General features: G+C 53.9%; 18 protein-coding genes. 11 read left to right on the top strand and 7 right to left on the bottom strand.

The window, feature by feature from the left end:
- Positions 1–9 precede the first annotated feature (9 nt).
- From B5E56_RS06035 to B5E56_RS14880, 3 genes are read right to left on the bottom strand one after another with little or no spacing between them, the layout of a single operon-like run.
- Positions 10–3,432 (bottom strand): GLUG motif-containing protein, encoded by a 3,423-nt coding sequence (locus B5E56_RS06035; RefSeq protein WP_158098675.1) that lies wholly within the window; start codon positions 3,430–3,432, stop codon positions 10–12.
- On the bottom strand, positions 3,413–5,917 hold the full coding sequence (locus B5E56_RS06030) for an efflux RND transporter permease subunit (protein WP_242958796.1): 2,505 nt from the start codon (positions 5,915–5,917) through the stop codon (positions 3,413–3,415). Before B5E56_RS06030 ends, B5E56_RS06035 begins: the two co-directional genes overlap by 20 nt.
- Positions 5,914–6,234, bottom strand: coding sequence for a hypothetical protein (locus B5E56_RS14880; protein WP_242958795.1), 321 nt, complete (start codon positions 6,232–6,234; stop codon positions 5,914–5,916). Before B5E56_RS14880 ends, B5E56_RS06030 begins: the two co-directional genes overlap by 4 nt.
- A gap of 182 nt (positions 6,235–6,416) precedes the next feature.
- Here B5E56_RS14880 and B5E56_RS06025 point away from each other — a divergent pair, with 182 nt between their 5' ends.
- A complete protein-coding gene (locus B5E56_RS06025; protein ID WP_087389038.1) occupies positions 6,417–7,037 on the top strand; it encodes a TetR-like C-terminal domain-containing protein in 621 nt (206 codons plus the stop codon).
- Between the two features lies 1 nt (position 7,038).
- Positions 7,039–7,644, top strand: coding sequence for an AAA family ATPase (locus B5E56_RS06020; RefSeq protein WP_087389037.1), 606 nt, complete (start codon positions 7,039–7,041; stop codon positions 7,642–7,644).
- Between the two features lie 453 nt (positions 7,645–8,097).
- On the opposite strand, the gene B5E56_RS06015 is transcribed toward B5E56_RS06020, so the two are convergent.
- Positions 8,098–8,640, bottom strand: a complete 543-nt coding sequence (locus tag B5E56_RS06015) for an SLOG family protein (protein ID WP_087389036.1) — start codon at positions 8,638–8,640, stop codon at positions 8,098–8,100.
- A 127-nt stretch (positions 8,641–8,767) separates the two neighbouring features.
- On the opposite strand from B5E56_RS06015, the gene B5E56_RS06010 reads away from it, so the two are divergent.
- Both B5E56_RS06010 and B5E56_RS06005 read left to right on the top strand, forming a co-directional pair.
- The gene (locus B5E56_RS06010; protein WP_087389035.1) at positions 8,768–9,565 is read left to right on the top strand and encodes a GTP pyrophosphokinase; all 798 of its coding nucleotides are present in this window, start codon (positions 8,768–8,770) and stop codon (positions 9,563–9,565) included.
- Between the two features lie 263 nt (positions 9,566–9,828).
- A complete protein-coding gene (locus tag B5E56_RS06005; RefSeq protein WP_087389034.1) occupies positions 9,829–10,161 on the top strand; it encodes a helix-turn-helix domain-containing protein in 333 nt (110 codons plus the stop codon).
- Between the two features lie 30 nt (positions 10,162–10,191).
- Here the strand turns inward: B5E56_RS06005 and B5E56_RS06000 are convergent, their stop codons facing one another.
- The 3 genes from B5E56_RS06000 to B5E56_RS05990 form a co-directional block, all read right to left on the bottom strand.
- Positions 10,192–10,575 carry a hypothetical protein gene (locus B5E56_RS06000; protein WP_087389033.1) on the bottom strand — a complete coding sequence of 128 codons (384 nt, stop codon included), beginning with the start codon at positions 10,573–10,575 and terminating at the stop codon, positions 10,192–10,194.
- A gap of 5 nt (positions 10,576–10,580) precedes the next feature.
- Positions 10,581–11,495 (bottom strand): ParM/StbA family protein, encoded by a 915-nt coding sequence (locus B5E56_RS05995; protein WP_087389032.1) that lies wholly within the window; start codon positions 11,493–11,495, stop codon positions 10,581–10,583.
- Positions 11,496–11,613: 118 nt separating this feature from the next.
- Positions 11,614–12,474 (bottom strand): hypothetical protein, encoded by an 861-nt coding sequence (locus tag B5E56_RS05990; RefSeq protein WP_242958794.1) that lies wholly within the window; start codon positions 12,472–12,474, stop codon positions 11,614–11,616.
- 677 nt (positions 12,475–13,151) lie between these two features.
- On the opposite strand from B5E56_RS05990, the gene B5E56_RS14725 reads away from it, so the two are divergent.
- The 7 genes from B5E56_RS14725 to B5E56_RS05955 all read left to right on the top strand — a co-directional run bounded on the left by B5E56_RS14725 (position 13,152) and on the right by B5E56_RS05955 (position 21,223).
- The gene (locus B5E56_RS14725; RefSeq protein WP_087389030.1) at positions 13,152–14,432 is read left to right on the top strand and encodes a hypothetical protein; all 1,281 of its coding nucleotides are present in this window, start codon (positions 13,152–13,154) and stop codon (positions 14,430–14,432) included.
- Between the two features lie 333 nt (positions 14,433–14,765).
- Positions 14,766–14,990, top strand: coding sequence for a DUF6870 family protein (locus B5E56_RS05980; protein ID WP_087389029.1), 225 nt, complete (start codon positions 14,766–14,768; stop codon positions 14,988–14,990).
- A gap of 127 nt (positions 14,991–15,117) precedes the next feature.
- Positions 15,118–16,785: a recombinase family protein gene (locus B5E56_RS05975; RefSeq protein WP_087389028.1), complete on the top strand. Its 1,668-nt coding sequence runs from the start codon at positions 15,118–15,120 to the stop codon at positions 16,783–16,785.
- A 2-nt stretch (positions 16,786–16,787) separates the two neighbouring features.
- Entirely contained in the window at positions 16,788–18,494 is a 1,707-nt protein-coding gene (locus tag B5E56_RS05970) for a recombinase family protein (RefSeq protein ID WP_087389027.1), read from the top strand.
- Position 18,495: 1 nt separating this feature from the next.
- Positions 18,496–20,088 carry a recombinase family protein gene (locus B5E56_RS05965; protein WP_087389026.1) on the top strand — a complete coding sequence of 531 codons (1,593 nt, stop codon included), beginning with the start codon at positions 18,496–18,498 and terminating at the stop codon, positions 20,086–20,088.
- Positions 20,085–20,495 carry a recombinase family protein gene (locus B5E56_RS05960; protein ID WP_087389025.1) on the top strand — a complete coding sequence of 137 codons (411 nt, stop codon included), beginning with the start codon at positions 20,085–20,087 and terminating at the stop codon, positions 20,493–20,495. The genes B5E56_RS05965 and B5E56_RS05960 overlap by 4 nt, the downstream gene beginning before the upstream one ends.
- A 221-nt stretch (positions 20,496–20,716) precedes the next feature.
- Complete coding sequence (locus B5E56_RS05955; protein WP_343214234.1) at positions 20,717–21,223, top strand: stage V sporulation T C-terminal domain-containing protein; 507 nt, start codon at positions 20,717–20,719, stop codon at positions 21,221–21,223.
- Positions 21,224–21,232 lie beyond the last annotated feature (9 nt).

Genomic DNA, 21,232 nt, shown 5'->3' with positions numbered 1-21,232 from the left:
TACATGGGCTCAATGCCTCTTTTTGTGAATGCGGCGTGATCCATAGAAGATAATTGCCAAAAGGATCAGGCAACCTGCCCCGGCGGCAATCCAGGCAAAGAGGCTGCCGGGCCGCTCTGTCACGCAGAAGGTGATCTCCTCGGCCTGACTGGTAAGCAGCAGATATTGCCCGTCGATTGTAAAATCTGCCTGTGACCAGCCGTTCTCGTCCTGTACCCACAGGGCCCAGCGTTTACCGGAGTCCGGCAGGCGGTAGTGGACTGTGTAGGACACCTGCTCCAGATCCGGGTCCTCTACGGTGACAGTATAGGCGGTGGCGCTATGAGACTGCCCCTGGTCATCGGTCCAGGTCACATCCTCCGTTGTGTGGGAGACCTCCGCCCGGCTGCTGAAACTGCCGTCCACCAGGATCTCCGGCAGTTCTCCGCCGTCGGTCAGGGCAGAGGTGTAGGGTGTGTATTCCGCTTCCAGGGTCCGGCTGGCAGTCAGATGGGTATAGTCCAAGTCTGGCCAAGACGCAGAATACCCCTTTTTCGCTGGGATCTCCGGCAGGGCTTCGATTCCCTTCCAATACTGGAAGGGAACCACGGCCACAGTGACCCCGTCGGCCACAAAGGTTAGCTCCAGCTGGGAAAACAGCTCCGGAACGCCCTCCGTGCTGCAAAGGGTGTCAAAATCCACCGGCTCCGCTTTCCCGGCATAACTGATGCCGTCCAGAGCGCCCAGGCTCTCGCTGGTGAATGTGTTGCCTGACACTGTGCCATCGCTGTCCACGTCTCCCGCCACAGCGCCCAGATAGGCGGAGCCCTCGTCGATGGTCACCAGCGTATGGCAGTTCACCAGGGTGGCCCCCAGTCCGGCCACGCCGCCCACATAGTCCCCGCCGGACAGGCGGCACTTACTCCAGCTGTCCCGGATGCTGCCCCAAGAGGCACCGGCAATGCCCCCCACGTAGTCGCCGTTGCTGCTGAAGACCGCGCCGTAATTTTCGCAGTTCCCGACTCGTCCCAGATCCATCAGACCCACGATACCGCCGGTGTAGTCCTGTTTTCCGGTGATCTCTCCCGTATTGATACAGGCGGCGACCACGGCTTTGGTCTGATACCGGAAGTCCAGAGAGCGGTCGCCTTCCTGGATCAGATCGTCCTCCGGGTCAAAGTCGTACTCGATGGCCATGGAGCCCACGATCCCGGCCACATTGATGTCGCCCTCCACAGTTCCGTCGTTCCGGGCATTGGACAGATACCCCGTATCTGTGGTCTCGGGCGCTTCGTCCGACACATCTTCAAAGCGATCCTCAACCTCCTCGCCGGAACCATCCAGAATATCCCGCAGCAAGTCGGTAATGACACCGAACTGTTCATTGATGGCGTCCAGATCGTCCAGCAGGATGTCCGTGCTGCTGGACATGGACTCCCGCAGGGCGTCCCCGTCGTCCAGCAGGCCGGAGAAGATGTCTCCCAGGGCGTCTCCCTGCTCCTGAATCTCGCTGCTGATGGGCTGAATGGTGATGGTGGGCATCTCGGACAGTTCCTCCACGGTATCCGCCAAGTCCCTGCAGATCCCGGCCGCCTGCCCCAGGATTTCCTCTGCGGTATTCCCGACTTTCTCCAGTGCGCTTCCAATATTTCCGCCTTGCTCCAAAAGGTCCCGCAGACTGCCGATGGTGTCCTGCCCCTCCTTGGCAGCATCCGCCAGGGAGCGGAGGGCGGCGGCAAGGGAACTGCCAGTCCCTTTCACATCCTCCAGGGCCGCGCCAAACTCCTCCGGATGGGTCAAGGAGTCCGCCAGCCGGACCAGAGCCTTCCCCAGCTCCGGCAGGGCAGACGCTGCCTGGGCAAGGCCGCTCTGAACGCCGGCCAGTGCCGAATCCCACGCCTCCCGCTGCTCCTCGGTCATCCCCTCCGGGCCGCGGGCGTCCCACAAAATGCGCAGCGCCTGTGCGGCGGCTCCGGCCGCTCCGCTGCAGTCCTCCGCAAAGACACTGAAGGCTTCAAAAAACGCCTCCACGGCCGGGCCGGTGTCCTCTCCTCGACCCAGAACCTGTTTCAGGTGGTCCAGAGCGGACTGAAGCTGATCTCGTGAGGCGCGGGCCTGGCGCAGAGAAGAACGCAGCGCCTGAATCGCATGTTCCGCTTCCGCCGCTGTATCGGCACCGATCTCGCCTGCCGCTCGGCCTTCATCCAGCACATCGTTCAGTTGCCCGGCCAACTCTTCTGCCAGGTCCAGAACATCGGAGGTGTCATCCAGGATAGGCGCTGTCTTGTCCGTGAGCCAGGAGAGCCGGGCGGACAAGTCATTGATCTCGTCAATATTTTCATTGGCCCAGTCTGTGGTGGAGTCCATCAGATCACTCATGGCCTCCTGGGCCTCTCCCGCCCGGTCGGAGATGGCCTGCATCCGCTCCGAGAGTTCATCGGAGGCGCCGCGGACGTCGTCCCCCGTCTGGCTGATCAACTCGCGCAGCACATCCAATTCGTCCAGCAGGTCGCCCACCTGTCCCTCGTTGTAGAGCAGCCGCACCTCCGGCACCAGCTGTCCGGCGATGCCGCCCACATCCTTCCGGCCCAAGATTGTCCCGGAATTGGCGCAGCCGTTCAGGTAGCCGGACTGCCGCCCCACGATGCCGCCGATGTTGTACCCCACATGGGCATAGCCCACCGCCCCGGTGTTGACGCAGCTTTGCAGGATGCCGGAGGAGAAACCAGTGATGCCGCCGATGTCGGTACACACGGGCACATTCTCTGCGGCGTTGAGCTGTTCTTGATTCAAATTGTCCAGGTTCAGCTCCGCATCCACCTCCGTGGTGTTGATGCTGCCGCTGTTTTCACACTGGATGATGGAGCCGTAGTTCTGCCCGGCGATGCCGCCCACATAGTGCTCCCCGGTGACAGAGCCGGAGAAGGTGCAGTTGATGATCTGCCCCTGGGCCTCGTTGATACCCGCGATCCCGCCGATGCTGTCTGCCCCGCTCACCGTCCCAGAAAACGAGCAGTTTGTGATGGCCCCCTGGTTTTCCCCCACCAAGCCGCCCAGGGTGTTCTTGCGGTCGCTGGGGGAGATGGTGCCCGTGACGTTGAGATCCCGTACAGCGCCGGTAGGCTGTATGTACCGGAACAGGCCCCGTACATTGCCGCTGCCCGTGAGGAACAGCCCGGAGATGGTGTGTCCCTGCCCCTCGAAGGTCCCGCCGAAGGTGGGGATGGGGGTAAAGTCCACGCCGGTCAGGTCGATGTCCGCCTCCAGATAGACGGTTTTCCCCTGGGACCAGCTGTCCAGGGTGCAGTTTTGTGAGAACTCCGTCAGATCCTCCGCCGTGCGGAGGTAGACGGTATCGGCACTCCCAGCCGCCAGAGCGGCTGGGGCCATGAGGGAAAGGAGCAGAATTGCCGCCAACAGGAGGCTCAGGAATTTACTGGCTTTCTGTTTCATCTTTTTCGGGAACCTCCTCAGTCTGATAACTTCCAGTTTCCAGAATACCGGAAACATCTCCGCGAATCACGCCTTGAATGTTTGCGTCCACCATGCCGGACACCCGGCCCCGGACCCGGCCGTTCACATAGACGGTTCCGCTGGCGCTGCGGTTGACCTCCGGGACCTTGATGTTGAACCGGGTCTTTTCCACAATCCTGTCCCCCAGGTACAGGATCTGGGGCAGGATGAACATGACCAGGAACATGGAGATGAGCGTCCCCCGGCACAGGCACTCCCCGATGCCCACGATGGCGGGCTCCGTGGTGATCCGGCCGATCAGGAACCCGGCGGCGGACAGGATGCTTCCGGAGGTGAGCACCGTGGGGAAGGACAGGTTCAGCGCCTGGATGATGGCCTCCCGCCGGGACATCTTCTCTTTCAGTTCGTTGTACCAGGAGGAGATGACGATGGCGTAGTCGATGTTGGCGCCCATCTGGATGGAGGTCACCACCAGATAGCTCATAAAGAAAATCGGCTGCTGGGTCACCCCGGGGAAGGAGAAATTGATCCAGATACTGCCCTGAATCACCAGGATCAGCAGGATGGGCAGGCCCACGGATTGGAAGGTGAAGAGCAGCACGATGATGACAAAAACCACCGACAGCACGCTGATCATCACGTTGTCCCTGGCAAAGGACGTGGACAGATCATAGTCGCTGGTGGAGTCCCCCACCAGATAGACATGGTCGGCGTCATAGTATCGCTCCGCCTCCTGGTGGATGGTCTGGAGGAAGGCGAAGGTCTCCTCCCCCTCCTCCGGCAGGTCCAGGCTGACCAGCATCCGGGTGTAGTGTTCTCCTTGTAGCTGCGCCTGGGCGTCGGACAGCTGGTCATAGAGGTCGTCCAGATTCGCCTGATCCGCCTCGTCCAGATCCACATAGCCCTCCTCCACCTTGTCGTAGGCAAAGAAGAACATGTCCATCAGGGGAACGGTATAGTCGTCTATGCCGCCCACGATCCGGCCGTACTCCTCCTGTTCCGCCGCGTAGGCGGCATAGACCAAGCACACCAGTTCGTAGTCCATATCGGTGGCCTCGGCAAACTGCCGGGGCGTCAGGGAGTCGGTGAGCATGTAGCCGTCCATGACCTCCACGTTGGACAGACCCATGGCATAGTCCACCTGGTCGTAGGTCTCCAGCCGGTTCAGCAGGGCCTTCTCGCTGGCATAGTCCCCTTTCGGCACGATCAGCGCCATCACATTCTGGGTGCCGAAGGTCTCGTTGACCTTCTCCTCGGCGATCTGTGTCTCGTTCTGCCGGGCGGTCTCGATCTGGCTGTAGCCGTAGACATAGGGGCACTGGTTGGACAGCAGAAAGCCCGCCACGATGGCCACGGCGAACAGGGGCACCCCCACATAGCGCAGCTTCAGGGCAAACCTGCCCCAGCGGTCGATCTTGGGGATAAAGCTGCGGTGCTGGGTCCTGGCCATGGCCTTGGAGAAGAGCATGAGCAGGCCCGGCATCAGGGTAAAGACCGAGAGCATGCTGAACAGGATGGCCTTGATGAGGACGATGCCCATGTCAAAGCCGATGCGGAACTGCATGAACATCATGGCCGCCAGCCCCGAGATGGTGGTGAGGCTGCTGGCGGAGATGGAGGGGATGGCGGCGCTCACCGCCGCAATGCAGGCCTCTCGGTCCCCGGCGTGCTCCCGCTCCTCCAGGAAACGGTGGAGCATGATAATGGCATAGTCTATGGCCAGTGCCAGCTGCAGCACCACGGTCACCGAGTTGGACACAAAGGAGATCTCCCCGAAGATAAAATTGGTGCCCAGGTTCAGCAGGGCTGCCGCGATGAAGGTGAGCAGCAGTACCGGGATCTCCGCGTAGGAGCGGGAGGTGAGCAGCAGCACCAGCACGATGATCACCGCCGCCACCGCCAGAATGATCCCCATCTCGCTGGCCAGGGAATCCGCCTGGGAGCTGCCCACAGTGCTGTCGATATAGTAATCATAAGGCGCCAGCAGTTCCCGGATGGCCGCCATGGCGGTGAGGCTGATCTCGTCCGTCTCCTCCCCGTCAAAGGTCACGGAGATCAAGGCGTCCGCCCCCTTGAAATATTCCGCGATGTCCTCCGGCGTCTCCGGGTCGCTGTCCTCTGAGTCCACGCCGGTGGTGTCGCTCCCAAAGGTGGCTGAAGTAACTCCCTCAATCTGCTCGATCTGTGCCGCCAGCTCCTCCGCCATCTCATAGGTCACATGAGAAACCATGACCCGGGCGGTGCCGAAAGTGGTGAATTCCTCCTCCATGAGGGTCAGGCCCTGGCGGGTCTCCGTGGTCTCCGGCAGATACTCTGTGATGTCGTTGCAGACGCTGACCCAGTTCCGAGAGAACAGGCAAAAAATCAGGGCGCAGGCATAGAGGAAGAAAATCAGATTCCGCTTGTCGACGATGACCGTGGCCAGCTTCTCAAAAAAAGTTGGCTTTCCCGTTTCCTTACTCACAGTTCCGACTCCTCCTGGGATTCTGGATGGATGAGAGTGCCCTCCCACCGCATCCGGGCGGATTTTGAGGTGGATGCGCCCTGCAGGTTTCCCGCCCGCAGGTTCAGGACGGTCTCGCAGGGAATGGTGCTCACCGCCGTTTGGATGGGATGGAAGAGATGAAGCGTCCCATCCGCCGCCTGCACGCCTTGAATTGTGTTGACATAGCCCACCAGATCCAGTGAGCCGGTGATGTAGCTTCCCTGATAGCGGAGGGTCAAAACCCCCTCCCGCGGGCCCATCTGGCTCTGGATCGTGACTTGATACTGCTCCGTCATATCGCTGCGCTCCTTTCCATTTGCTCATTCCAGCATAGAAAACCGGGCCAGAGAATACAAGGTGCAGAATGGGGTCAAGTGTCAGATTTCTGACACTTGACCCCATTCTGCATCTATGATAAGTTCCAGAAGCTGTGCTAAAATAAGGGAAACAGCGAGAAGAAAGGTCTGTGGCAGTTGGGATGAAAAAACGAACATATGAGGCCAGTGAGGCCGCCAAGCGGGAGATCTGTGCCGTATTGAAAGCGTTGATGGCACAAAAGCCCCTGAACAAAATCACCGTTGCGGAGATCATGCAGTCCTGCAGCATGGCCCGGCAGCATTTCTACTATCACTTTGAGGACATCTACGACGCGGTGCGCTGGATGTTCGACCAGGAGGCTGTGGCGCTGCTGCGGGAGCACGAGGGAGTCATGCTGTGGCAGGACGGCCTGCTCCAGATGTTTCAGTACCTCCAGGAGAACCGGGCGGTGTGTCTGTGCGCCCTGCACTCCATCAGCCGGGAGCATCTGAAACGATTCTTTCAGACGGATGTGCATGTTATCATACAGGGCACGATCCAAAGGATCGCCGAGGAACTGAACTATCAGGTATCCGACGGAGAAATTGATCTGCTGACAAAGTTCTATGTGGGGGCGCTGGCAAGCATGATGGAGGAGTGGCTGCTGGGGAACATTCAGGAAACGCCCGAGGAGCTGATTCGGTTTGCCGATCAGCTTTTGAAGGACCACGTCCGGGGAGCGGCCCTGCGGATGGCGGAGCCGCACCCGGCCGCAGAACAGACTTGCAGGGAGGAAACGTGATATGAATACGTCAATCATCGCTTTGGGCCGACAGTTCGGCAGCGGCGGCCGGGAAATCGGGAAACAGCTGGCGGAGAGACTGAACGTCAGGTGCTATGACCGGGAACTGATTACGCTGGCGGCACAGAAGGCGGAAGTACGGGAGGAACTGTTCGCGGGCAGGGAAGAAAAGGCCCCGAACCCGTGGCTGTTTACCGGCGTCTATGAGGGCGGCCCACAGGTGCGGAAGGGCCAGCCGGCGGAGGACATCCTGTTTGAGATGCAGAGCCAGGTGATCCTGGAACTGGCCCGGATGGGTCCCTGCATCATCGTGGGGCGGTGCGCCGATGTTGTTCTCCGCGCCACCGGCATCCCGACGGTCAGCCTGTTCATCTGCGCCCCCTTTGAGGACCGGGTCAGACGCCGGATGGAGATCGAGAGCATCGGGCAAAAAGAGGCGGAAGATGCCGTCAGGAAAATTGATAAGCAGCGGAAGAAATACTATGATACCTATACCGGGCGAAACTGGGGTGCGCCGGAGAACTACGATTTTTGCATCAACAGTTCTGTGATGGGGATCGAGGGGACAGCGGAACAGATCATCACCTGGGCCAGAGGCACTTGGTGACACGGTTAGATTTAACTTTCGCTTTTGCATGAGAAATCAGGAAGCCTATCTGTTTTATGATACCCGTGGGGACATTCTTGCTTTGTTTACAGCGGCGTAAATCTTGAGCCGCAGACAACGGAAATCGCCTGCCTTGTCCTGCTCTTACTGGCAAAACGGATATACAGAGATATAAGGAGGCTCCCTACCACAGCCGGGGAACCGTCTCCGGCAAAGGACAGGGAGCGTTTTTGACCACATTTTCAGCCACAGTGCGGTGCGGAACACGTGGAAATAGCAGCTTTAGAGAGTGACGGAAAGCAAATGGAATGGAGCGGAAACGGCACAAAGCAAGCGGAAATCATGCAAAAAATCTTTCCGCACTTCTTTGTATCCTGCGTGTAGTTAGGCGGAGCGTTACCCGACAAAGGGCTGCTATTAAAAAGGATCGGCAATTATGAGTTGTCCTTTGTTTTAACATAGACTATTTGTAATCTTTCCAGTATCTGGGTGAATAAGGATAATCGGCTTTCCCACTTTTTGGGCATAGTTTACCGTCATACCTGTCCCGCTGCGGATAGTACGGTCATTGTCATAGACCGCCAGTAAACAGTCAGCCTGATCCACCATATACTCATTCCGCTGGCGGAAGCTGACCCCTGGGGCTTGTCCTTTTTCTCCAATCACAACTGTTTTTTCGCTGTGCCGTACAAGAAATGCCAGCCGTTTTTTACTCCGCTCGTCCCAGTCTGCATTGTGACCTTCGAAGGGCAAGGCCATCATCAGCTTTATTTCTCTGTACTCCGGTTGCTCTTTGAGCCGCAAAAGGATCTCGCCGGCCCACATATCTACACCCAGGGAGCCACCAACCCAGAACTGCCGCACACCTTTTTCGTAGAGCATAGCAAATTGCTCCTGCAACCGCTTCTTCAGTCGTTTGCAGCCGTTGTTATTTTCATTATATTTCCACTTAAACCGAGTTGGGCGATGGCCCGTAATTGCACAGGTAAAAAACATATTTAACTCCTTCCAATCAATTTTTCTTACTTTTTTAATCTATCAATCACATATTATTTTTAATGCCGCAACAGATGGACGATGGGACACAGGACAAAAGAATTATGGAGAGGAGAGGACTATGTAAATGGAACAGCCGCTCTTTGAAGTGCTGGATAACGAGACCATACAAAAATGGTTGGAATACAGAGCAGACGGTTCACTTCCCGCATCTCCCGAATCCGTTGAGTATTTCCTATTCCAGCAGGCAGTGAAGTTGACCGACACTCTGGTAGGCTACAGAGAACGAATGATGATGTATTCCTGCGCCATGCGAAATGTACAAGTCAAATTTGAGACATTGGACAATGAATTTAAGATTCGGAACCGTAGCAACCCAATCCATTCTATCAACACCCGGCTCAAGAGCAATGCCAGTGTGTTGGAAAAGCTATTTCGGAAAGAGTTAAAACCTACACTGGAAAATATTGAAGAGCATATCCAGGACATTGCGGGGGTACGGGTAATTTGTTCTTATATTGATGATATTTATTTGCTGGCTGATGCGCTGACTCAACAGGACGATGTTATTCTCTTGAAGAAAAAGGACTATATTTCCAACCCAAAACCGAACGGATACCGAAGCTTACACTTAGTAGTCAGTGTGCCTGTCTACTTTGCAGATCAAAAGAAGCAGATTCCGGTCGAAGTGCAGATCCGTACCATCGCCATGGATTTTTGGGCCAGCCTGGAGCATCAATTAAAGTATAAGCAGGAAATCCCTGAACAGCAGGAAATTGTCCAAAGGCTGCGGAACTGTGCAGACACAATCTCTGAGATTGATTCTGAGATGCAACATATCCGACGGAAACTGGAAATGGCATCAGACCGATCTGTTGAAAATGACTTACTGGATAAGCTGCGGAAATTGGATTTACCGATATAGTACAATTTGAATCAGGAGAGAGACGGAATACCTCTCTCCTGATTTTTGAAGAAGAAGGTTTCCACCAGCCCGCATTTCTATCCCAGGGTACCGCCGCCCCAAAACTACTGGACACCCTTTTCATAAAGCAAAATAAACTGGTTTCACATCCGTGTCGCCAGCCGTTTTTTCTATTATATACGCTTTAGCCGATTTAATCCATCTAAAAGCCGTTAATTTTTTACGCCGTAGCGGATAAAATAGTGTCCATAGGAGGGTCGCCTATGGATGATTTACTGGATCAAATGGGAAAACGCCTGGTTGCTCGGAGAAAGCAGCTCCGGCTGACCCAAGAAGAACTGGCAGAGCGTGCGGATATGAACTCACAAATCATTTCCACCGCCGAAACGGGGAAAAAGGGGCTGCGGCCGGAGAACATCATCAAGCTGTGTATCGCTTTGGACATCAGCGCGGATTATCTCTTGATGGGCAAAGTGGGGTCAAGCGACTATGATATTCTCTCCCAAAAGGTCTCCAAACTAACCCCCTCTCAGTACCAGCATTTAGAGGATATGATAAACGCATATATCACCGCATTGGAAGAGCGGGAAGCATAAGGCCAAAACGGTCCTATGTTTCCCGCTCTTTTATTCTTTCCCCCGGAACGCTGCCAGCGTATCCGCTATGGCCGCAAACCCGGCGGCGTCCAGCTCTCCGCCCAAAACTGGTTCCGGCAGCTCCTGGGTCGCCTGTCCATCAGACTGGTTCTCCCCGGCTTTTCGGTACCCCCGCTCCTCCAAGATCCGCACCACCAGGGCCTCCATCTCCGCCCGGCCCATCCCGGTGGGCGGCTCGGCTGTCTCGGGAATCTCCGGCGTTTCCGAACAGTGGATATAATGGAGGATGGCGTTCACAAGGAACTGCGCCTTTCGGCGGCCCTGCCGGTTCAGCAGCTCCGCCACCTGCCGGTGGGCCGGATCGCCGGGATTGAAGCCGATGGTGAACCGATACAGCGACTTTTTCTCGGCCACAGGGATCACCTTCTTGCGGCCACTTGGTAGAGGATCTCATAACCTTTGGCGTTGGCCTTGATGTCGTCCACAAAGAGGGCCTGCCTCACTTTGCCGGACTGCTCGATAAACCGGCGCAGCAGGATGGAGCCGCCGCCGATGAACACCACCTGGCCGGAGCGCAGGTCGATCATCCGCTCCCGGAGGGCGTTGAACAGGTCGCTGACAAATGCCGCTGTCTCCTGCTCCACCAGCTGCCGCACTTCCGGGGCATAACTTCCTTGGCCCCTGAGAATGGCGTCAATATCCCCCTCCTCCAGCAGCATATCAAAGTCCCCGTTGACCTTAGAGCGGATGCGGTTGTAGAGGACGATCACACCGTTTTCCAAGGAATCACAGGTCCCAAGCTGGGCCTTGCCCTGTTTGATAAAGAGATAGTCGGCGGTAAACCCGCCGATATCCACCACCAGCACCTTGGGGGCGCTGCCCAGAGATTGGAACATGGTCACGGCGGCGGCATACGCTTGGGGGAAGCACAGCGCATAGGTAATCTCAATGGAAAACGCTTTCTGATTGAGGGAAAAGCAAACTTCTCCACGGCCCATGAAGTATTGCTCAAACTTCTGATACTGCGCCCCATAGTGGGCCGGCGGCAGACCCACCGCGAGCTGAACGGGAATCGTTCCCATGGAATAAGCCCCTCTGGCCTCGATCTCCCTGGCAACGGCAAACAGGGTGAGAACGAAAAACCGCTCGTCCTCCGTCTTATCTCGCCGGTAGGGGATGCGCTCGTCCACAAGGGTGTAGTATTTTCCTCCGTACTGGAGAACATCGCCCCCAAAGGGCGGCGTGGCGCTCTCCCGCAGGCCGGAGGTAAACGGCGCACAGAGAGCGTGGGTGGTTTTGACCTGTTTATTTCCATGATCGACAGATACGAGCATTATCATTTCCTCCTTTTTGCTCTATACCTGTCCTTTACGATTTTAATACGCATAAACGCAACAAAAATGCAAAAAAGGGGAGCGTTCGGCCTCACGGCTGAACGCTCCCTTTTGTGCATCATACTAATCTCGCCATCGCTTCCTCCAGCGAGACAACTTTAATCCTCGTTGCGGCGCTCTTGGAAAATTTCAAGGGCGTTCCGTCCTCCTCATACGCTTTCGTATAGTTTGCGCGTACCGCTACATCCAGTTCCTCCAGATAGTCATAGACAATGCCCTGCTTGTCCATAAAGTGGGCCAGGCCGTTTTCTACCTGCCTGCCGTTGACCTCCACATAGGCGGTCTCCGGCACCGGCATCAACATCTTTCCATCATCCCGTGTGCTCTCCACACTGGGAAAATGATCCCACAGACGGATCTGACTATCAAAGGTACCAAAGCCATAGGTTTCCCGCTCAATGTACTCAAACTGTCCGGACGGGGTCATCACCATCTCCAGAATACGGGCGATGTTGTGCTCCACATGGGCCAGATTGATATGCTCATGGGGACGGTGTTCGTTGTAGTACCCGGCGCTGATATTGACGGCGGCAATCCCCAGATAGGGGGCGATGACCGAAATATCGCTGAAGCTGCCGTATGCCTCCTGAAAGCCAAATTCCGTGACAAAATCCACGAACTCCCGGTTGTCGCACCTGTAAAAAACGGCGTCATCATGCCCACGGCGATCCATCTCAACGATGTAATTGACGTCCGGGGCAAGGTCGCTTGCGGTGAACTTCCGGGCCCCTTGGCCGCCGGTCTCCTCGTCCTCGCAGAACAAGACATGGCAGCGGGCCTGTTCCAAAATCCGCAGGGCCATATAGACGCCGGCCCGGTCATCTCCGCCGATCCCCTGGGGAGACATCAGGATCGTCCCGTCCCCGGAGCGGCAAATATCCCGCACCGGCTCATGGTGTACGGTATCCAGATGGGCCACCAGCAATACCGGCAGTGTGCCTGGGGCGTAAAGGTATCCTTCTTGGACAACGGGGGAGTATCCTCTGCTTTCCAGCTCTGCGGCGAGTGCCGCTTTCAATTCAGCCTGTGTAAAACGTAGGATTTGCTCCAGGCTTAGATTTTCATACCTCATAGCTTTCCTCCATTATGCGGCGTCGGCCATAACGTCCGTCCATGGACAGAACCGGATAGCCGCCAGATTTTTGCAGATTCCGTAGATACCGCACTCCTGACAATGTACAGCCGCTTCCGCATAGCAGTCGTCACATAGAATGACTTGGTTGCCCTCATGGTCAATAGCAGCGTGCGCTTCGTGCTGGACGACGGCTCCGCACTTGGAACAGACGGGCCGGCAGGTGTGGCAGTAATAGGCCCCATCCACATATTGGGCATCGCCCTTCGGAATTTCCTGACCGCACTCCTTGCAAAGCACAACCGGTTCGCAGTGCCCACATGTGAGGCTATTATTGTGCGCTGTCGGCTCTCCGCAGCAGGGGCAGAGGGTCGAGTTCCCAATCACCATCGGCTCATATTCTTTTTCCCAGCCCTTCAAAAAGGAAACTACCGCATACCCGTTGTCATAGTCGGTGTACGCAGATCCCCCAGGTACATATCGCGCCTGGCCAGGAGCGGTACCTGCGGCATGAGCTGGGCCATGTGGTGCAGCAGAAACAGGGCATCGTGCGGCCGACCACCTGGATTAACGGACTGCCGGTAAATGATTCAGCATATTACGAAAACATGGCATCAGCGGGAAAGATTGACTCCGTTTCAATGCTCAATAATACTCAGTATGTAATACAAAAAATGGATCAACCGGTTCCTAAAAAGGGTGCAGTGCGCCCGAAATCAGATTCGCCAGATGATAAAGTCGAAAGGAAAGCTAAAAAGCCTAGAACTATTATTCCTTTGGACACAATTGCTGGTACTGTTTCGGCAAAGTTAAAGAAAACTTTGGGTGAGATTATTAAAAAACGAGCTGATGATGGTTCTGTGGAAGCTGATGATGGTTCTGTGGAAAGTGTAGTACCTATAAAACACGGACATGTCCCAAGCCTCATCTACTTACGCGCCCCCAGAGAAACAGAGCTTCCATATTGGGGTTCCGGGCCGACTACAACTTCCTCTACACTTGCGCGTAGACTTCAATTTGATGGTAGGGTAGTATTTGCGCATACTCCAACATCTTATAAAGGTTATGAAACAAAGCAACATATGCGGTGGGTGTCAACAGTATTTGCAAATCTCGTAAAAGCATCGGATGAAATTCAATGTTATTTTGATGGACCCAGCAAAACAATTATTGTAAGTGCAAATTTGAACACAACGCTGAAAAGTATTAAAAAATTAGTTGCTGAATACAAAACTTTGGGCGACTTAAAAAAGTTATTTAAGTCTGCTGATGCCAGAAAACCAAGGTCAAAGGCTCATATCTCGGAGCTTGAAGCTTTCAGCGATTATGATACCTTCCATATACGGACAGTTGATCCTCCAGACACCGATAAATATCGAGAAATATCGGAAACAGATGGGATGCATGCCGAGGTGAGAATAGTTTTAGAATTATTGTCTAGAGGGTCTCCATTTGATATAGATAATATTGGCGGACTCCGCGTACCCTGTTTGTGTTGTGCTGTTGTATTGCTTAAAGCATCTTCAATTGATAAAAGTAGGCGTAAAACGTTTCTGTCAGGACGTCACCCAATTTGTCGAATAGGTCCTTTGTGGCCGTCAAACAGTGCGGTAAAAGGAGTTTTGACTTATTTCTGGACTATTGGTAAACCGAAAGAGAGTTTAGAGACTATTGCAGAGAATAAGATCATGAAAATGTTTAGGGCAGCGGTTATGACGGTTACAGCTGTAGAAAGTAATAAAAGTCAGATTTATAGACTTAGAACTGACCAGGACTGTGATTCAGAAACAGAATCTGAAGATTAACCCGAAGCAAAACCTCAATAAGATTCAGAAGTGAAGCAAATTATTGACGGATTGATTCTTGCTAGTTGTCGTGCGACATGGAAATAGTTCCTTATTGCATTTTCAGAGCCATGAAACCAACAGTGTGCAATAAGCTATGCAACATTTATATCAGCTCTCTACAATAAAACAAGCACTGAGTGTGGACTTGTATGTACCATACTTTTCTGTTATCATGTCATTGTGAGCAAATAGGGATCGCCGTAATAGGGCGGTCCCTTTTGTATTGCCATTTTTCCGCCAAAGTATAGCAGCCCAAAAATTGGTAATGATAACTGTGAGGTGGTTGTGATCATGAAGCAGGAACAGCAGAATAAAAAGGACTCGCAGCCGTTGGTAGACATCCGTGATGTAAAGCTGGACAGCGGCCTGGAACAGCCAGAGCGCATCCGCTCGTTCCTCCGGCAGATCAAGAACCCTTACTGTTTCAAAGTGGGCAATGTTGTCGTCAACGTAGCCTATACGGAGGGGGGCGCTACTCTGAATGATTGCTTTGCGGATATGCTGTCGATCCTGTAATGATTTACCACAAGACGCGACTGGACTTTCTGAGGAGGCTGTGATAAGATAAGCATGGACAAAATCAGCGAAACTCCGGTCGTCATTCGGTGGTCCGGCCACCAATATTGCGACAGGAGCGGTAGCTATGCTAATCTCATCAGAGAAGATTTATAAAGCCGCCGACTACCTTAGACTCTCTAAGGAAGACGGCGACTTTTCTTTTTCCAGCAAAAAAGCGGAGAGCGACAGTATCTCCAGCCAGAGAAAAATCATCGAGCGGTTTGTGGCGCAGCAGCCAGACATTGAACTGGTTGCGGAGTATACCGACGATGGCTATACGGGAACCAATTTTGAGCGCCCCCAATTTCAAAAAATGATGGAAGCGGTGAAGGCGGGAAAGATTAACTGTATCATCGTCAAGGACCTGTCCCGGTTTGGCCGAGAGTATATTGATGCAGGCCGCTACATTGAGAAGATCTTTCCTCAGCTCGGGGTACGTTTTATCGCTGTCAACGACAATTACGATAGCCTCAAATTCTCCACAAGCGACAGCTTGATCGTCCCCATCAAGAATTTTCTCAATGATTCATACTGCCGGGATATCTCCATCAAGGTACGGAGCAACTTTGAAAGCCGGAGAAGAAACGGAGAATTTGTCTCCAACTACACCCCCTATGGATACCTGCGGGCCCCGGACGATAAGACTCAGCTTGTCATAGATGAAGTAGCAGGTGAAGTCGTCCGGGACATTTTCCGCTGGAAGGTCGAGGGCATGAGCCCGGTGACTATCGCGGAAAAGCTAAATGCCCGCGGTGTATTGTCCCCGTCCGAGCACAAGCGCTCGCTGGGTATCAATTATAAGACCGCCTTTCAAACGAATGCCCGCAGTAAGTGGAGCCCAAAATCGGTAATCCGGATTCTCACCAATGAGGTCTATACCGGCGTACTGATCCAGGGAAAGCGTACCACACCAAACTACAAGGTAAAGCACACCATCATAAAAGACGAACAGGATTGGAGCCGGATTGAACATGCCCATGAGCCGATCATCCAGGTGCGGGAATTTGAACTGGTCCAGAAGCTGATGCAGGAGGACAGCCGCCGGGCATCCGGCTCCGATACCGTCTATCCTCTGTCTGGTCGGGTCTATTGTGGAACCTGCGGAACCCTAGCAAAAAGGTACTCCGTAACCAACAATGGGGCAAAATATGCCTATTACACCTGCCCAAATGCCAAAAAGGATGGTAGCTGCGAAAAGCGCAGGATCTCGGAAAAGGAACTGGAGAGCACTGTCCTTGCCATTCTACAATCTGAGATTAAGTTGATTTTGAATATGGAGAAGGCCCTGAACCAGATTGAGGAACTGGCCTGGGAACACCGGGAGACAGCCCGTCTGGATAAGGCTATTGAGGTAAAATCGGCCGAGATGCAGAAGTGCCGGACGATGAAGGTCAGCATATATGAGGACCTACAGGACGGTTTGATCTCTCAGGAGGAGTTCCTCCAGATGAAAGACGGCTACTCCCAGCAAATCAGCGAGATTGAGCAGGACATTGGAAAATTAAAGAAAGAACGGGCCATGATCCAGGACGGGGTGGCAAATCGAAGTGGCTGGCTCTCCCAGTTTCGGGAATATCAGAATCTGCCGAGCCTGAGCCGTGCCTCGGTTGTCAATCTGGTGGATAAGATAGAGCTGTATCCCGATAAGAAAATCCGGGTGGTTCTCCGCTATCAGGATCAGCTTGCCAATATGGTAGAGTTCCTGCGGGAACAGGATGCAACAAAGAGTGTTCCTGAAGCGGAGGTGAGCTGACCATGGCAAGAAAAAAGAGAACGGCACCTGTGGCAGTGGAAGCATCCCCCCAGGAAACATCCATCACATTCAACACTGGACTATATGCCCGCCTGTCTGTGCTTGATAATGGCAAAGCGGATGGAGACCCCATTGAAAGCCAGGTCAAGATCATGGAGCAGTACCTCTCGGAGCACTCAGAGCTGAAACTGGTGGACCAATACCTGGACAACGGCTATTCTGGGGTCAGCTTTGAACGTCCTCAGTGGGAGCGACTGATGGATGATGTAAAGGCTGGTAAAATCGACTGCATCATTGTCAAGGACTTATCCCGCCTGGGAAGAAACTATATCGAGACCGGCAATTTTCTGGAGCGTATCTGCCCGAATCTGGGCATTCGGTTTATTTCAGTCAATGACAACTACGATACCCACAACATCCACTCCCGGGACGAACTGACGGTCTCCGTTAAAAATATTGTAAACGACTATTATGCAAAGGATATCTCCATGAAATCCGGCGCAGCGCTGAAAGCCAAACGTCAAAATGGCGATTATATCGGTAATTATGCCCCCCACGGCTATCGCAAGGACCCCGAAAACAAGAATCGTCTCTTGGTCGATCCGGAAACAGCGCCGGTGATCCAGCAGATTTATGAGTGGCGTGCCCAGGGGCTCGGTATCGGGACCATCGCCCGGATGCTTAATGAGCGGGATATCCCATCTCCGGGCCGGTATCGGTTTGAGCACGGGATCATTACCAACAACAATAAAAAAGGCAGCGCACTATTGTGGAACCGCCATGCTCTTTCTGATATTCTCCGCAATATCGCTTATATCGGACATCTGGCACAGGGAAAATGCACAGCAAGCCTGATTCGTGGAATACCTATCCACCGCACCCCTGAGTCAGAGTGGGATATCGTCTATAACACCCATGCGCCTATCGTATCACAAGAGCTTTTTGATCGGGTGCAGGCGGTAAATGAGGCCAACGCAAAGGCTTATAAGGCAGCTTATGGTACTTGCAGCCACCTGCCTACACGCAGCAATCCATACCGCGAGAAGCTGGTATGCGCAGACTGTGGGACCCAACTGAAGCTCTACCGGAGCATAAGCCATGACCGAAAAAAGGCATATTTCGTTTATATCTGCCCGACCTATGAGGAACATCGCGAACTGCGATGCACCAAAAAGTCGATCCGCTGTGATGACTTGGATGCCGCCGTTTTACAGGCACTGCGGGTGCAGATTGAACTCTTCTGCAATACCCAGGCGGTTCTTATGAAACTGGCAGAAAAGAGAGCGTCGGATCGTGACCATGACACACAGGCCAAAAGTGAGATACAAAAACTTCAGCAGGAAATCAAGCGAAAGCAAGGATATGCCCTGGCACTGTACGAGGATTACAAATCCGGACTCCTGACAAAGGAAGAATGTGTTATGGCACGGGAACAGTACCAAAAGGAAATCGAGGCCCTGAGAGAGCAGGTGGAACGTCTGGAGTGCCCTGAGGACAAAGCTGCCCAAGCCGTTGAGAAATCAAAAGAGTGGGAAAAGCGGTTCGAGGAATACCGATACGCCAAAGTGATCTCACAAGAGCTGATTTCTGCTTTTGTGGACCGGATTCAAGTCTGGGCGGATGGTTCCATCAAAATCACGTTCCTCTTTGACAATGAACTGAAAGCCCTTCAGGCCCAACACAAAATACTCCGAGAGGAGGTGGCGTGAGGTGGCGGAAAGACTTGCGGCCTATTACCGAACCTCGCTGGAAGATTTTAACCGTGCTCACGGCTTGGCCAACCAGAGCCAATCCATTGAAAATCAGCGAAAAGTCATCATGGAATACCTGCGAGGAAGTGGCGAGTTGTCTGCCTATTCTGTCCTTGAATTTATTGACGACGGATTGACTGGTACCAATACCGACCGTCCCCAATTCCAGGCTATGATCGAAGCGGCCCGCCAGGGAGAGGTGACCTGCATCGTTGTAAAGGATCTGTCTCGTTTTGGGCGGAACTACTTGGATGTGGGTGACTACCTCGAACACATATTCCCATTTCTGGGCGTGCGTGTCATTGCCGTCAATGATGGTTATGACAGTCAGAAATATATCGGTATGACCGGCGGCATGGATGTTGCCTTTCGGAACTTCATGTATGAGAATTACAGCCGAGACCTTTCCATAAAAGTCCGCTCCGCCATGCAAGCGCGTATGAAGGAGGGACGTTTTGTGAACCATGTGCCATACGGATACCAGAAGCACCCATCGGATAAGCACCAGATGGTGCCGGATAAAGAGACGGCACCGATCGTCCGTGAAATATTTCTCTCCATCATAGCTGGGAAAAGCACCACGCAAATTGCCAAGGAACTCAATGCGCGCGGCGTGCTTACCCCCCTGGAGTATAAGCAACACCGCCTCAAGCCGGCCTGCCGGGAACGGGATCTCATGTGGTCCCATGTGACCGTCCTCAATATCCTCCGAAATATCAAGTATACCGGGGTTATGACCAATCACACCAGAGAAAGTCGCTATATGCGAGACCGAAACCAACGAAGAGTGCCTCAGGAAGAGTGGATTGTCACAGAAGGGACACACGAGGCCATCGTGACTAAAGCGGAATATGAAGCAGCCCAGGCACAAATCAGGACCGTGAAAAACTATGGGCGTAAACCGCCGGATGGTTCTGACAGCGTGTTCTTTTGCGGCCATTGCGGACGCAAGCTGCGAAAATCATTTGGGCTGGACACGTACTTTGCCTGCGATACTCAGCTTTATCAGGAGCAGGCCGCCTGCGCCGGAATCCGGTGGAGTAAGACCGACCTGGAAGCGGTTCTCCTCCCCATCTACCGTACACAGCTTGTTCTGATGGGAGAGCAGGCCCGGAACATCCAGGCTGCCTTTCAGCAACATCCTAAGATCAACTGGGATAACCGATTGGAGAAAATTGACCAGGAAATTGCCCGGCAGAATGCCCGGAAGATCCAATACTACGAGGAATACCGGAGCGGAGAAATGAGCCGTGACCTGTTTTCCCAGCGGAAAGCTGCGCTGGCAGACCGCATTTCTGAACTACAGACGGAGCGTGCAAAAATCGAAGCAGAGCGGCAGCGAGAGCAAGAGGAACAGTCTGAACGACGTGCAGTCCAGGGTGAAGCGGAAAAGTATTTATCGGCCTTCACGGTGAGCGGTGAGGCATTCAAAGCGAGTATGTATGATGCAATCGACCGGGTAACCGTATTCAGCAACCATCATATTGAGGTGCGCTGGAAATTTGAAGATCTGTTCGCAAAATTCCACAAGGAAGAAAGGAGAGCTATATGAAGGTTGCCCTATATTTGAGAGTCGCAAGTGCGGACCAGAATGATAACAATGTGCTGTTATGGCAGGAAACCAGGCTGAGGGAATGGGCAAGGGAACAGGAACATGAGGTTGTGGCGGTGTTTCAAGATATGGCTCCAGGAAATACGCTGGACCGTCCCGGTCTTCAGGCTCTGCTCAGTGAAATAAATCAGAATCGGTTTGAAGCCGTAGCCGTGCATGGTGTCAGCAGACTTGTACGGGAGACCGCACTCGCATTGTCGCTTTCGGAGACCCTCGAAAATTCCGGAGTCAAGGTCTTTTCTTCTGGTGAGTCTGGAGACGTTCTCTCAGGATATACGATGGTTTTTGATGCCCTAAGGAAGGACTATTATCAGCGCCGTCACAGCAGAACACTTCGGCACAAGTAAATGAAAAGAAGGACTCATGACAATCCATGAGTCCTTCTTTTTGTTCACTTGGCAATCAGAAAAACGAACATTTTTCCTCATGATTTTCAAAGAATTTAAGCGTGCGGTTCTGGTAATAAAGTTGATTGAAAAGTCGAGGATATTCTGATATATTGTGTAAAACAGGCGCAACTAAAGCGGATAAATTACATTTTATGTTTTAGTTGACACATTAGGACGATCTGGGGCGCATCGTGATCCCCAAGGAGATCCGCCGCACCATGCGGATCCGGGAGGGCGATCCCCTGGAGATCTACACTGACAAGGACGGCGGCGTCATCTTTAAAAAGTACTCCCTCATGGGCGGGCTGGGGGACTTTGCCGGCCATATGTGCGAGACCCTGAACAAGACCACCGGCGAGATTGCTGTCATCACCGACCGGGACAGCTGCATCGCCGTGGCCGGCAGCGGACGGCGGGATCTGGCCGACAAGCAGATCTCTCCCGCTCTGGAGCAGATCATGGAGGGCCGCCAGATCTACCAACACAAGGAGGGCTCCGCTCCCATCCCCGTGTGCGAGGGCAACGACGCCTATCTGGTGTCCTGCGCCGCCCCTATCCTCTCGGAAGGGGATGTGCTGGGCTGCGTACTCTTTGCCGGTACCGAGGGAGCTCTCCACGACAGCGAAACCCAGTACAAGCTGGTTCAGACCATCGCCGGCTTTCTGGGCCGCCACATGGAGCCCTGACCCTTGTAA

Source organism: Flavonifractor sp. An112 (assembly GCF_002161085.1).
Lineage (GTDB): Bacteria > Bacillota > Clostridia > Oscillospirales > Oscillospiraceae > Flavonifractor > Flavonifractor avicola.
The sequence above is the reverse complement of the archived record's forward strand: the minus strand, read 5'-3'. Positions and strand labels throughout refer to the sequence as shown.

Bases quoted from the DNA above. Each gene is read 5' to 3' on its own strand.
- B5E56_RS05975 (WP_087389028.1), top strand. From the start codon at position 15,118: ATGCTAATCTCATCAGAGAAGATTTATAAAGCCGCCGACTACCTTAGA.
- B5E56_RS14880 (WP_242958795.1), bottom strand. From the start codon at position 6,234: ATGACGGAGCAGTATCAAGTCACGATCCAGAGCCAGATGGGCCCGCGG.
- B5E56_RS06020 (WP_087389037.1), top strand. From the start codon at position 7,039: ATGAATACGTCAATCATCGCTTTGGGCCGACAGTTCGGCAGCGGCGGC.
- B5E56_RS05960 (WP_087389025.1), top strand. From the start codon at position 20,085: ATGAAGGTTGCCCTATATTTGAGAGTCGCAAGTGCGGACCAGAATGAT.
- B5E56_RS05995 (WP_087389032.1), bottom strand. From the start codon at position 11,495: ATGCTCGTATCTGTCGATCATGGAAATAAACAGGTCAAAACCACCCAC.
- B5E56_RS06035 (WP_158098675.1), bottom strand. From the start codon at position 3,432: ATGAAACAGAAAGCCAGTAAATTCCTGAGCCTCCTGTTGGCGGCAATT.
- B5E56_RS05970 (WP_087389027.1), top strand. From the start codon at position 16,788: ATGGCAAGAAAAAAGAGAACGGCACCTGTGGCAGTGGAAGCATCCCCC.
- B5E56_RS06025 (WP_087389038.1), top strand. From the start codon at position 6,417: ATGAAAAAACGAACATATGAGGCCAGTGAGGCCGCCAAGCGGGAGATC.
- B5E56_RS06010 (WP_087389035.1), top strand. From the start codon at position 8,768: ATGGAACAGCCGCTCTTTGAAGTGCTGGATAACGAGACCATACAAAAA.
- B5E56_RS06015 (WP_087389036.1), bottom strand. From the start codon at position 8,640: ATGTTTTTTACCTGTGCAATTACGGGCCATCGCCCAACTCGGTTTAAG.
- B5E56_RS06005 (WP_087389034.1), top strand. From the start codon at position 9,829: ATGGATGATTTACTGGATCAAATGGGAAAACGCCTGGTTGCTCGGAGA.
- B5E56_RS05980 (WP_087389029.1), top strand. From the start codon at position 14,766: ATGAAGCAGGAACAGCAGAATAAAAAGGACTCGCAGCCGTTGGTAGAC.